Origin of the sequence: Anabaena sp. PCC 7108, assembly GCF_000332135.1 — a bacterium.
Taxonomy (GTDB): Bacteria; Cyanobacteriota; Cyanobacteriia; order Cyanobacteriales; family Nostocaceae; genus Anabaena.
This window is the reverse complement of the sequence record NZ_KB235896.1, coordinates 4888846-4901960: the sequence shown is the minus strand read 5'-3', so window position 1 is coordinate 4901960 and position 13115 is coordinate 4888846. Positions and strand designations below refer to the sequence as shown.

The following is a 13115-nucleotide window of genomic DNA, read 5'->3' as shown; positions in this document are numbered from 1 at the left end:
GGCTTGACTAATCGTTATCCCATTCTTCCCGACCAATTAAATCACCAATGCGATCGCGCAACAAAAAGTCACATTTCTCTAATTCACATTCAACGCATACCCACTCTCTGGCTGGGATGTATTGGCAGAGTGTATATATTGGTTGCTGACGGCTCAACATTCCCTTTTGTACCAGTTGGCGTGCTTCGTCCTGGATGACATCCAGAGAGTAGTAATTGATAGAAGGCACCGTATTCACACTCATGTTTTTACTCACAAATTTACATTTAGATAGTATTCCCAATGTTAATCAGGAACAAAGATGGCAATAATTAGACCTGTGGCTAGGTTTTGTAGTTTGCTATACGGAACTATTATCATTTTGACGCTACAGACCTGTAAATTATCTAAAGAAATATTAAGTTTGTCAAGGAATCATAACATTGTTGATAAATACCCTTCACATTATGAGTACTTGGGTAGTTATAGCAGGTGACAGTGTGAAAAGTATTTTGGTGTCTAGTTTTGATAATCAGTTGGTGTCATAATCACCTTGTCTGACTACTCACAACTTAACTACCCGGAATTAGGGGCGTACCAATTTGCTCCTGTCATTGATCCCACGCTGCATGATCTCTCTGGGTAAACTTACCAGAAGTAGCGCTTCTGACGGTTTAATATTGTGTCCAATTTATAGCTTTAGCATCTCGCTAGAGATATACTTATTCATTAAGGCTAACGCTATGACACAAATAGGTTTTTTGAGAAGCAATTATTCAGACTTTAATTTGTAATGTTTTCACAAAAAAATAGCCCAGCAATTTTTTGCCGGAAATAGGGTATAAACTATTGCAAGTTATAATGAATAATTTACACCTGTAATTTTTATAGCAACCCATCTATTAACATTTTTTTAACCTATTCTACTATTTATTAATCAACTTGGCCGCTACTTGATACTAAAAACCTGGTTTGGAGCCAGGTTTCTGGTTATGTATCTGATTCAAAAACCTGACTCAGTATGTGGTCAGTTCTCAACTAATTATTCGGGAACATCTGGCTCATTTTCATCTGATAACCCCACTGGACGCTCCTGCTGGAGTTGGTTTAATAAACTCAGCACTTTAGTACCTCGCTCTATAGAGCGATCTTCAATAAACAGAACTTCTGGCGTGCGACGTAGCCTTACTCTCGCACCCAATTCACTGCGGACGTAACCCGTCGCTGACTTTAAACCCGCCATTGTTTCAGCCTTAGCTTCCTCTGTCCCATAAATGCTGACGAAGATTTTAGCGTGTTGCAAGTCACCGGAAACGTCCACATCAGTGACACTTACCATTCCTGTACCCACACGGTCATCCTTAATCCCGTTGAGCAGCATTTGGCTAACTTCCCGTTTAATTAATTCAGCAACGCGGGAAACGCGGCGATTTGTAGCCATATAAATTCCGCCTTCTCACAGAGGTTGTACAACATAAATAGATGCTTTTTTTGAGAGGATATTGCTTAAATTGGCTAAAGCCCACAGCAACATTTCCAATAAATTAACAATGATAGTATAGTCCTTGTCTAGATAGTACTTAAACCTAGCATTGCCCGGAGAGTCAGCGTTAAGAAAAATAAACCCCCCATAAAAAAGCCCAAAATAGCAATTAAGGTGATTGGGCGTTTGAAAAGCGGCTTTAATGGTTCAAAGGCGTTCAGAAAAAGACCTAAGACGATACTAATTAAGTACCGAGGGTAGCGAAAGACGTTATCCCAAAATCCGTCAAACATTTGAATATAGACTGCCTTGTTATAAAATGTAAGTTTGTTTTCAGGTGCTTATTTAACGTAATTATAATCTATGGTGCTGAAAATCGATCAATTCATCTAAAATATGATTCGTTAGTTATATTGGCTTTATTTACGTAGCTGAGTTTTAGTTGAATCATAAATAAATGGTCAGTCAAATCCCCAAAGAAACTTGCCCACGTCCCTTTTTAAAGTGGGCTGGGGGTAAAAATCGCTTGATTCCGCAATATGAAGGTTATTTTCCCCCGCATTTCCATACTTACTATGAACCCTTTTTAGGTGGAGGGGCTGTGTTTTTTCATCTGCGACCTAAAACAGCAATTTTAACTGATATTAATGCCGAATTAATTACTACTTATCACTGTGTTAGAGATCATGTTCAAGAATTAATTGAACTACTAAAAGAACATAAAATCGGACATAATCCAAGTTATTACTATGATGTCAGAAATTATTGTGAACGCACTGATTTAGAAAAAGCGGCTCGGTTTATTTATCTGAATAAAACCTGTTTTAATGGTCTTTATCGGGTCAATTCTCAAGGTAAATTTAACGTGCCTTTGGGCAGATATAAAAATCCTGGTATTTGTCAAGAAGATGTTTTGCGAATTGCATCACAAGCACTTTCTCAAGCAGACATTCAACAAGCCGATTTTACCGAAGTCTTAAATTATGCGACTAGCAGTGATGATTTTGTCTTTTTTGACCCACCATATTATCCTGTGAGTGAAACTAGCTATTTTACGGCTTACAGTCGCTATGCTTTTGCTGAAAGTCAGCAAGTTGAATTAAGGGATGTATTTGTAAAATTAGCTGAACGTGGTGTGAAAGTTATGCTATCTAATTCAGATTGTAAATTTATTCGTGAGCTTTATAGCAATTTCAATATTCATACCATATCAGCAGCCAGGTCAATTAATTCCAATGCTAAAAAGCGGGGAAAAATTACTGAAGTATTAGTAACTTCATACAGCAGGAGTCAGGAGTCAGGAGTCAGGAGTCAGGAGTAAAACTGGCTTGGTGTCTAGGTTTCAATTTTGATTCTGTACCTCATTGATCTGCAATCTGCTGTATTAAATATGATTGTTAGACCAGGCAATAAAGGAACTTAAATTATGAACTGCGAGCAAATTCTGATTATACCCAACTTGTTTGGTTAACCATGATATGGCTTGTGGTTTCATACCTCCACCGTCAATTAATACGATTGCTGCTGCTGGATAACAATCTTGAATATTTAAATTTAGATGATGTAACCGCTTTTCCACCTTGAGTCATGTTTATCCTGATTATCTTCAAAAAGGTTCTTCATATTAGGATTCCTTAGAAGGGACAGGAAATGATGGAGTATAAGAATTTTTGATGAGATAAATCAATCAAAAACCAGAAATATTATAGTAATTGCGTACTCAAAAATAAATGTATTGATATAAATCCCACATTCGGCATCTCATTTTCTAGTACATATACAAGTGTAACAAGTAGCAAAAATAGCTTAATTAAATATAAACTCATAATTAACTGATTAACAAATATAGCAAACAAAAAAAAATTGATATTATTTACGAGATGATTTATTAGGTGTTACGACTATTTCTAGTTTCGGTATTAGGGGCAAATTTGCTGACAGTTGGGTAGATTGAGGGCATAGCCGCTCTTACACTTGAGTTTTAAAACCATTTTCATTCTTTGACAATCTGACATCTAGTGTGGGTGTTTCAACAAGATGAATAGTTGTGGAAGCAATAGCAACTCGACCCTCTGTTAGATCAATCTCATCGAGGATATTGCTGAAAAGTTCATCTTTTTTACCTCGACGCTTCTTATAGTCTACTACATACCGTAGTGTAAATTCCATCCAGTTATCATTGGCAGCTAAGGTAACAGTTGGTTCAATTCTGGCATCTTCAATTAAATACTTATGTACCATATTTTGCCATCTTTCCCTAGCATGAATTACGTACTCACCAACAACATCATCTGCAACTCGTTGAATGATTTCTCTTGTTAAGCGGCGATCGCTTCCGTATTTTACTGGTACAGTAATCTCATCCCAGACAAAAGGAAAGTCGGCAGAATAATTAAACACGGGTTCTTTGAAGACAAAGCTATTCGCAATCCGCACAATCCGTCCGTTATAAAGGTCGGCTTTCACCCAGTCACCACACTCCATGATGGTGGTACGGAGAATACTGATATCTATAACGTCTCCCCTAATTCCCCCAAGTAAAACTCTGTCTCCAGGCTTATAAAATTGACCAAAAGAGATAGCAACCCAGCCTGCAAAGCTGGCAATTACCTCTTGCAAAGCAAAAGCGACACCAGCACCAATAACCCCGAAGATGACTGTTAACTGGCGGAAGTTGTCGCTAAATATACTAGCAGCAAACAGAAAAATCAACCCATAGCCGATGAAGTTGATTGTCTTGCGGAGGTGATAGCGGGTATCATTATCCTGAATGTAACGAGGTACAGAATTACTTAAGGCGCGGACGATGAGAGTAATAACTAAAACAGCTATGCAGACTTGGATAAGTTTTCCCACAGCAGGGTCTTTTAGCCAATGTTGAATTGTATTTATAAAGTCCATCGTTAGCAATCCTGATAATTTGTTTTACTAATGAATATCATTCAATATAGGCATCTATAGGCATCTGAGGAGTAATTTGATGATGTGTCTTGAGGTAAATAGTGTTGTGGTTGTGTAGATTGCAGCACCTGAAGTTGATTGTTTGCTTCTGTTAGTTGACGATTGAGGTCTTCATTTTCGTAGGTCTGTTGTTCGATTTCCCGCATGAGTTCAGACCTTTTTCTCATACCTTTGATGGCTGGAAATAATGAGACAATGAAGCCAAATAATACGCCAAAACTAAAGGTAATTAGAAGTATTAGCGCCATTGACAAGTCTAGCGATCGCCACCCTAAAAATTGTACTGCTACCGGGGCTGAGTTTTGCAGTGCGAAAGTCACAGATGCGATCGCGATCGCTAATGCTAATAAAGTCAGTATTCGCATGGTATATCTCCATCAATTAATTTCGTATCATTGCTGATTTGACCCAGATTCTTTGCCATTTGATGGATTTAATGGACTGTCGAGGGGAGAGAGGCGAAATCCCGGTGCTTTGTAGTCTTTAGGTAAGTAATTTTCGGGAATGGTGATTTGATTACCATCTCGAATTGCTGAATAATGCGGAGAGAGAATTTCAATATCTGCTTCGTTGCATTTATCTTGGATGTTCTGATGGAGTTCTGAGTAAATTCTCGCCATAATCGCGGGCTGATTTGTATAAGCGTTGATTTCATAACTAACATAGAAATCATCCAAACTGGTTTGTAATATAAACGGCGCAGGTTCTTTGAGGATACGTGGTGTTGCTACAGCCGCATCTATTAGCACCTGATGAACTTTTCGCCACGGTACATCATAGCCAAGAGTTACCGTAGTGTGCAGAACTAAATAATAGTTGGGGTCTTGAGCCAGAGCGCTATAGTTGATAATCTGGCTGGTTAGCACTGTCCCATTGGGGATAGTAATGACGACATTTTTGACAGTGCGAATCCGGGTGACAAACAAAGTTTTCTCGACGATATCACCAATTGCATCGTTAATCTTGATGCGATCGCCAATCCGAAAAGCGCGAGTATAAATGAGAATCACCCCTGCAACAATGTTAGCCACAGCTGCGGATGAACCGAGTGATAGCAGAACACCCAAAAAGACCGAAATTCCCTGAAATGCTGGTGAACCAAATCCAGGTAAAAAAGGCATCGCCACTACTAACGCCAAAGCGACTATTAAAAATAACGCTAGTTTAAAAGTAGGTTCTGCCCATTCTGGGTAAAATCCAGGTAAAGATAAATTCCCGTTACCTAATTCTCTAAAAATAGGTCGAATAAACTTAATAATATAATACGCACAAACAATAATTATTCCCAGGTAAATTACTTTAGGTAAATAAGCAACTAATCCCTCTATAGCACCTTCCAAAGATAAAAATAAATAACTCAACAGATTTGTGCTAATTTTTCTAGTCCAGGGGAAGAAACTCAATACTAATGGAACATAAATAAAGAGGATACCCAGTACCACTACAAGGCGAATTGACTTAATAATATTATTTAAAATATAGGTGATTCGTGATGCAGGCAAAAGCTCAAAATTTTGAATGCGTACAGCAGGTATGCTTGTTCCTTGCCAATTACTTACCCAATTAAATATTTTCTGAAATATCTGATTTAAAATCTTGAAAACAATCAAAAGGACAACGGTAGAAATAACCGTATAAAGAACGCCAAAGAGAATATTTTTTAAGCTCCTGTCTTGTCTATATTTAGTGATATTAGTACTAATTGTTTGCACATATTCATTAGCCAGTTCTTGAGTTGTCTTACCTGCGGCTTTTGCATCACCATCTGTAATCGTAAATATGACTTTATCACCAGATAATACATTTGTTGTATTTGGTTGCTCAGAAACTTTTAAGGAACTAACGGGAATTGTTAGGTCTTTAGCCATGATTTCAATTCTGTTTGTCACCGCTTGCGATCGCTCTAATGCTGAAAACGACCCGACACCTGCTTTAATAACAAATAATGTTTGATCTCCCAAAACTACAGGAGCGCCATCTATCTTACTAACAGCTGGAGTTTTATCAGTGGGTGGAGCAGTATCCTGAGAATAGGCAAAAGGTATAGCAATGATGAGTATAAATACCATCAAAGCCAAAGTTAGGAATTTATTTATAAAATATTTTTTACTACTATTCATCAGTATTTATTACTTATATGAACTTATTCTGTGCTAAGTTAGTATAGAAGGACATATATGATTAATAATCAAGTTGACAAGAAATAGCATAAAAGTTCACTTATCTTAAATCAATACTTAAAGTTTTTAAAGAAAACAGATTACTCCTAAAAAATCTGTGTAATAAACAACGAATCAAAAATATATACTTAGGGCTTGCTGAAAAAGTCTTTTTGTTAGGGCTAGAAGTCATACCAATTCTCTGTAAAGTTGCGCCAAATAAATACCGTAGAGACGTTCCATGGAACGTCTCTACATCCGCCAATAAAGCGCATCCTCATAAAGAAATGGTATCAGGAGTCAGGAGTAAGAATTAGAAGAAGAGTCTTAAATCTGGTCAAGTGATAGGTCAATGAACAGTTTCAACGCTTATTCCTTGCACCTGATTCACATTTTTTACCTTCAAACTCTTGATATATCTAAGTTTTAGCTTTATTAAGCAAGCCCTACTTAAATATTTATAGTATTTAATCAAACTATGTCAATCTTGAAAATTGGAGTTTTTTTAGTGGGATAAAGATAAAGGCTATGTTGCTAAAGACTGTAGAGGAAATGATGTGGTCAGATGTGAAAAAGGTCAAACCAGGGGTATTAACTGGTTATGATCACCGCCTTCTTCTCTAATTCTCCCGTTACTGGGGGAGAAATAGAGGAGATTTTTGTGTTGTAAAAACAGGTGTATAAAGTGGATCAGGGCTTCAGATAAATTGAGTGATTTCAGCTTGTCTTCAGCAGGTTTTAACTTCAGCATGACCATTGCGAATAGCCCATGCTAGTTCTAACATTTGAGTCCAGCGCTTTTGTAACTGTTTGGGGGTACATTGGACAGCTTTTGCGATCGCTTGATCATTCTCAAGAGCAGTTTTCAGATTAAAGATTTGCTGTTGCTGTTCTGTGAGTTGATTCCAGAAAGTATCCCACTGCTGGGAAGATAAACCCAACTTATGTTCCAAACCAGCACCTAACCATTGATGTACTAATTGCCAATGGTGTTGTTTGGCAAATTTTTCCACATGGTATTTAAAGCGTTGTTGCAAATAGTCACGCTGACGGCTAGTTAAGCCTAGAATTTGGTCAATTTCCGGTGCTGAGAGGTCTTGCAGCTTGAGAGACAGGTAATCCATGCAATCAGATTGACCTTGAGATTCCAGATATTTCATCAATTCTGTAATCACGCGATCGCGTTCCGACTCCTCAGATGGATCAAAATTAGGTTTAGCAACCATTTGCGACCTAATCTGCTGCACCGCCAAATTACGTTGATAAGATTCTGCTTCTTCAGTCTTAGCTGAATCCACAGCCATCTCAATATCTACAGTAGTTTCTTGAGGCTGACGGCGAGCAAAACCTTGAGCGCGTAATACAATCAATTGTTGATTAGCACCACCCGGTAAATTAATCCGGCGTTTAGCATACTGCTCTGTAAACGCCATATACTCAGCTAGTTGTAGCTGAGTACGGGGGGTGTAATCTTCCGGTAATTCATTTTCCCGACGAAAAGCTTTAATCGCTTCGATATAAAAAGCTTGGAGAAAATCTTCAATCAGATTGTAACGAGCTTCAAAACCTAATTCTGAACCGGCAATTGTAACGTGGCGATAAACAATAGCACCTAGACTACTATGTAATTCCACACGTCCTTGTCTTGAACCCAACTGGTAGTAACGCAGGCACTTTTGTATTCGATGTCTTGCTAAAGTAATCTGCCAAGACCTGATTTGCCCAGAAGTTTGGATGCGAGAGCTTTTATCACAAATGCGTTCTACTTCTTTGGCTATGCGCTCGGCTATAGCTTGCACACACCCAACCGAAGCTTTAACTTGAGTCTGCAATTCCTGACCTAGCAGTTGCACTAAAGTATCAGTGTTACCAGCTGATAAGTCTTCGTTTGAAACATCGCTGTCAAAAGCAGGTGTAGAATTTGGCAGATTGACGAGGTTAGCTTTCATGACTTTTCCTGAAATTGGTATTGCACCTTAACTAAAACGCAGACACAGTACTTAAGGACAGTTCTAATGGGAGAATCTTGCTAATATTTACCAAGACCCACCACAGATATTGCTCACCTATAAGACTGTAGGAAATTTCAAAAGTTAAGGGCCTGTCAATTGTGTCGCTTTTTTTATCAGCAACTAGATCAAATTTGAGACATAGGTCTTTGTGGAGTGGGAAAACTAATCTAAAGCAAGGGAATGCCCAGATTTTTCGCCATCCCGTGTTCCCCAGTCCCCGCGCCTGTGAGTAGGAAAATTTCAAAACTGGAGTATGTTTATCACAATTTCCGAAACAGATGATTGCACTTGTAAAGCTCTCTTATTATACCCAAGCTGCTGCTGCTTCCCAACCTAACCCCCTCCGTGTAATTACTGGTTCTTCATCCGTCAAGTCTAAAATGGTAGACACTTCAGAAGTCGGCTCTTCGCCCGTGTCTATAATAATATCTACCAAGTTATCCAAACGGTCAAATAGCTCTACCCGTGACAGAATAGAATCTGGATTAACTCCAACTATTCCATCGTCTACATCATTTGGTGGTAAATGTGCCGAAGTGGAAATAATCGGATTTTCTAACGCTTCCAGCAATGCCAAACAGACAATATGATTTGGCACTCGAATTCCCGTCGTTTTACGCTTGGGACTTTGTACCAGTCGCGGTACTAACTTGGTAGCAGGTAGCAAAAATGTATAGCTTCCTGGTATCAACCGCTTCATAATCCGATAGGCTGTATCACTTACGAAGGCATAAGTCGCCACATTAGAAAGTGAGGGACATAAAAAGGTCAGTGGTTTATCATTCGCTAACTGCTTAATTTGTCGCACTCTTTCCACCGCCGACTTGGCATTCAAATCACAACCAATTGCATAGACTGTATCAGTAGGGTAGAGCATGATAGCGCCACTAGAGAGCGCCAACTTTATCTCATCTATTCGGCGGTTTTGAGGATTATCAGGATGAATTGTGAAAATTTTTGCCATAAAAGATGCTCATTCGGTGATAGGTGATGGGTGGTGACAGGTGACAGGTTATAGGTTAAAGGTAATGTGAATAGTATTTACAATTACCTTTTCCCCAATTACCAGTGACTAATTTATGACTAAAATTGCTTATTTTCAATGTCCAACAGGTATTTCCGGTGATATGTGCCTGGGTTCCTTAATAAGTTTGGGTGTTCCCTTAGAGTATTTAGTGGCAAAACTCAACAATTTGGGAATTGAGCAAGAATACCAATTACGGGCAGAACTTGTTCATCGACAAACTCAGGAAGCAACGAAAATCCATGTAGATTTATTACATCACCATCACCACCACGAACACAATCACCAACATGGTCGCCACCTCCCAGAAATAGAAAAGATGATTCTCAAAGCCAAGTTACCATCACAGGCGGAAGCTTGGAGTTTAGCTGTATTCCGCCAGTTAGCATTGGCAGAGGGGGCTGTCCACGGCATTGAACCTGAAAAAGTTCATTTCCATGAAGTGGGTGCTGTAGACGCGATTGTGGATATTGTTGGTACTTGCTTGGGGTTAGATTGGTTGGGTATCGATAGCAATCAGGAAGGATTACCCCTCATCTATTGCTCACCATTTCCGACTGGTGGGGGAACTGTTCGGGCTGCACATGGTCAAATGGCAGTACCAGTACCCGCAGTATTAAAACTTTGGGAAATGCGGAGTTGTCCAGTTTATAGCAACGGTATTGACAGAGAACTGGTGACACCGACAGGGGCTGCGATCACTACTACTTTAGCAAGAAGTTTTGGTTCACCACCCCCAATGACCCTCAAAAAAGTGGGACTAGGAGCAGGTTCCCTTGACTTACCCGTTCCTAATATACTACGCCTCTGGCTCGGTGAAACTACGAATTCACAGACAAATATTCCTGATTTTACGGATACTAGTCCGCATTTAGAAACAATTTCTGTACTAGAAACCCAAATTGATGACTTAAATCCCCAAGCTGTTGGCTATGTGTTTGAGGCTTTATTTGCTGCTGGTGCAGTTGATGTCTTTACTCAACCGATAGGAATGAAAAAATCTCGTCCAGGGATTTTGTTAACTGTCATTTGTCATTCAGAACAATTAGCCAGTTGTGAAAGTGTTTTATTCCGTGAAACTACTACTTTAGGAATTCGTCGAACTTCTGGAAAACGCCACATTTTACAACGGGAAATTCAAGAAGTGGAAACACCTTATGGCATGGTGCGTGTTAAAGTGGCGTGGAAAGGACAAGCAACAGAAAAAAATATTACTAATGTACAGCCAGAATATGAAGATTGTGCAGATTTAGCACGAAAACACAATATTCCCTGGCTGGAAGTTCAACGCTTGGCGCTACATAATTGGTATTTGGAGAAAAAATATGATCAAAAAACGCAGATAAACGCAGATAAACGCAGATAATTTATTTGTGGGTGTTGGTTAATTAGGGCATTATTTAATCATCATAGGGTGGGTATTAACCACCCTAAAATCGTGAATTAACGTGAATTATATTTAATCTGCTTCTCTTACAGTCCTTCTTACTGCTTGACCAGCATCCTCGGCTGTGCGTTGAAGATTTTTGCCAATATCTTCAGTGCCGCGTTGCACGTTCTTTGTTAAGTCTTTAGCAGCATTGCCAACATTTTCCTGAAGATTTTCAACTCCTCGCTGAGTCCCCTTGGTTACATCTTTTCTTAATTCTTTTGCAGAACTTCCTACATCTTCACCTAGATTTTTAACTCTTTCACCAAAGGGTGTTCCTGTCCGATAATTATCGACATATTGCTCAGTACTATCTATTCCTTTGCTTTCAACATTTCTCTTAGCCTTTTCTATTAGCTCATCTGCTCTATCTTGGGCTGCTTTTTCTGCTTTTTTCGCTCTGGAATCTACATCACTAAAGTTCTTGATTCCCCCTTCATAGGGAGGAATAGTATAATCTGTGGTGGGATTATATTTCTGAACATTCGGTGGTTGTCCAGTCGGCTGGGGTGGTTGTGCAGCTATACCAGGACGATTACAAGCTTGTGCTAGAAAGAGAAATATTCCTGCCAAAAATACTGTTAAAGTTTTGAGTGGGCGCAGATTTTGAAACCAATTAATTACTGTTTTCATGCTTTTCTCCTTGTAGTTTTTTAATGACTCTTACATAAACAAATTAGGCATTAGTCAACAAACTAAAAGTCTATTTACCTCTAGTACAGTACGGCGTAAATAAGCCACCCATTAGAAAAGTCTAAAAACCTGACAGAATGGTAATTACCAATTACAAATTCCGTGTAGCTTCTCGTAGAGAAACGGGACCTAGCTATCTTGATTTTGCGAATTAATGTTTGGCAATATCTGCAACTATTTTTTTCTGCTAACTCGTGTCACGGTTCTCAATTGCTATTGAATGGGAGTTTTTGCCATTCAGTTTATTTCTAAGGTGAACAGTTTCAATCAAGATTAATTTTTTTGCAGTGATATCTGCTTCTAGCGTAGGTCACATTTTACTGATCAGAAACCATGACTTTTATCTAGCTATAGAGAGATATTATTTAATATAATGATTGTTGATTTAAGGCTGTGTTGACGAAAATCATGATCAAAAAAATTTTACGTTGGTTTATTTTGGGGGGGACGCTGTTTTTTTTAGGAAAAACACTGAAGGATAATTGGTTAGGAGTAACTTCTATCCGTATTGATGCGGTAGGATGGGCAATTTTAGGAATTGCTACAGGTGTAACTTTACTTGCACATACGTGGGCTGGTTGGATATGGACTTGGGTGTTACAAGAGTTAAATGAACCTGTATCAATTTCTGAGTTTATCCAAGTTTATCTGAAGACGAATATAGCTAAGTATTTACCTGGTAATGTTTGGCACTACTACGGACGAATTTTAGCGGCTAAAAATGCTAATGTTTCTGCTGGTGCAGCGACTTTAAGTGTATTGCTAGAACCGCTACTTATGGCAGCTGCGGCTTTAATTATTGTTGTTTTATTCGGTAGTCAATTTGCAGTTAATAATACTAATTTCGGAGTGCAAATTCTGCAATTGGTGAGTTTAGGTATTGTATTGAGTTCGCTTCATCCTTGGGTTTTGAATCCAGTAATTCGCTTTTTATATAAATTAAAGTCCAAAAAATCTAATTCTGAAAATCAGCCTATTAGTAGTTTAAATATTAAACGCTATCCTCTAAAGCCGTTGTTAGGAGAATTGGTTTTTTTAGGACTGCGTGGAACTGGGTTTATATTAACTATGTTTGCTCTGGGTTCGTTAAACTTGAGCCACATTCCTTTATTATTGGGTGCTTTTAGTTTTGCTTGGGTTTTAGGTTTGGTTGTTCCCGGTGCGCCTGGTGGAATAGGCGTGTTTGAAGCTACAGCACTGACAATTTTACAGTATCACTTCCCAACTGCTTTAGTAATTAGTGCGATCGCTCTCTATCGTCTCATTAGCATCTTAGCTGAAATCGCCGGCGCTACTTTAGCTTCCCTCGATGAACGTCGTGCTAATTAGGGTTTGCTGAAAATGCCAAATCAATCAAACCGAACAATTTAAAAAA

13 protein-coding genes are annotated in these 13115 nt (G+C 38.7%); 3 read left to right on the top strand and 10 right to left on the bottom strand.

Annotated elements, in window-relative coordinates:
* Nucleotides 1-7 precede the first annotated feature (7 nt).
* From ANA7108_RS0122925 to ANA7108_RS29150, 3 genes are all read right to left on the bottom strand, one after another.
* Nucleotides 8-244: a DUF4327 family protein gene (locus ANA7108_RS0122925; RefSeq protein WP_016953171.1), complete on the bottom strand. Its 237-nt coding sequence runs from the start codon at nucleotides 242-244 to the stop codon at nucleotides 8-10.
* Between the two features lie 777 nt (nucleotides 245-1021).
* On the bottom strand, nucleotides 1022-1420 hold the full coding sequence (gene rbfA / locus ANA7108_RS0122920; RefSeq protein WP_016953170.1) for a 30S ribosome-binding factor RbfA: 399 nt from the start codon (nucleotides 1418-1420) through the stop codon (nucleotides 1022-1024).
* A 128-nt stretch (nucleotides 1421-1548) separates the two neighbouring features.
* Nucleotides 1549-1755: a DUF751 family protein gene (locus ANA7108_RS29150; protein WP_084776967.1), complete on the bottom strand. Its 207-nt coding sequence runs from the start codon at nucleotides 1753-1755 to the stop codon at nucleotides 1549-1551.
* Between the two features lie 164 nt (nucleotides 1756-1919).
* On the opposite strand from ANA7108_RS29150, the gene ANA7108_RS0122915 reads away from it, so the two are divergent.
* Nucleotides 1920-2783, top strand: a complete 864-nt coding sequence (locus tag ANA7108_RS0122915) for a DNA adenine methylase (protein ID WP_016953169.1) — start codon at nucleotides 1920-1922, stop codon at nucleotides 2781-2783.
* 63 nt (nucleotides 2784-2846) lie between these two features.
* Here the strand turns inward: ANA7108_RS0122915 and ANA7108_RS31450 are convergent, their stop codons facing one another.
* The 6 genes from ANA7108_RS31450 to ANA7108_RS0122885 form a co-directional block, all read right to left on the bottom strand.
* Nucleotides 2847-3041, bottom strand: coding sequence for a PD-(D/E)XK nuclease superfamily protein (locus ANA7108_RS31450; protein WP_016953168.1), 195 nt, complete (start codon nucleotides 3039-3041; stop codon nucleotides 2847-2849).
* Between the two features lie 389 nt (nucleotides 3042-3430).
* On the bottom strand, nucleotides 3431-4363 hold the full coding sequence (locus tag ANA7108_RS0122905; protein ID WP_016953167.1) for a mechanosensitive ion channel family protein: 933 nt from the start codon (nucleotides 4361-4363) through the stop codon (nucleotides 3431-3433).
* A 41-nt stretch (nucleotides 4364-4404) separates the two neighbouring features.
* Entirely contained in the window at nucleotides 4405-4788 is a 384-nt protein-coding gene (locus tag ANA7108_RS28315) for a lipopolysaccharide assembly protein LapA domain-containing protein (protein WP_016953166.1), read from the bottom strand.
* Between the two features lie 27 nt (nucleotides 4789-4815).
* On the bottom strand, nucleotides 4816-6543 hold the full coding sequence (locus ANA7108_RS0122895; RefSeq protein WP_016953165.1) for a mechanosensitive ion channel family protein: 1728 nt from the start codon (nucleotides 6541-6543) through the stop codon (nucleotides 4816-4818).
* A gap of 767 nt (nucleotides 6544-7310) precedes the next feature.
* Nucleotides 7311-8531 (bottom strand): HetZ-related protein, encoded by a 1221-nt coding sequence (locus ANA7108_RS0122890; protein ID WP_016953164.1) that lies wholly within the window; start codon nucleotides 8529-8531, stop codon nucleotides 7311-7313.
* Nucleotides 8532-8898: 367 nt separating this feature from the next.
* Complete coding sequence (locus ANA7108_RS0122885; protein ID WP_016953163.1) at nucleotides 8899-9558, bottom strand: L-threonylcarbamoyladenylate synthase; 660 nt, start codon at nucleotides 9556-9558, stop codon at nucleotides 8899-8901.
* Between the two features lie 115 nt (nucleotides 9559-9673).
* On the opposite strand from ANA7108_RS0122885, the gene larC reads away from it, so the two are divergent.
* Nucleotides 9674-10984: a nickel pincer cofactor biosynthesis protein LarC gene (gene larC, locus ANA7108_RS0122880; protein WP_016953162.1), complete on the top strand. Its 1311-nt coding sequence runs from the start codon at nucleotides 9674-9676 to the stop codon at nucleotides 10982-10984.
* Between the two features lie 93 nt (nucleotides 10985-11077).
* Here larC and ANA7108_RS0122875 read toward each other — a convergent pair whose 3' ends face one another.
* Nucleotides 11078-11680 (bottom strand): hypothetical protein, encoded by a 603-nt coding sequence (locus ANA7108_RS0122875; RefSeq protein ID WP_016953161.1) that lies wholly within the window; start codon nucleotides 11678-11680, stop codon nucleotides 11078-11080.
* 468 nt (nucleotides 11681-12148) lie between these two features.
* Here ANA7108_RS0122875 and ANA7108_RS0122870 point away from each other — a divergent pair, with 468 nt between their 5' ends.
* Nucleotides 12149-13069: a lysylphosphatidylglycerol synthase domain-containing protein gene (locus ANA7108_RS0122870; RefSeq protein ID WP_016953160.1), complete on the top strand. Its 921-nt coding sequence runs from the start codon at nucleotides 12149-12151 to the stop codon at nucleotides 13067-13069.
* The last annotated feature ends 46 nt before the right edge of the window (nucleotides 13070-13115 follow it).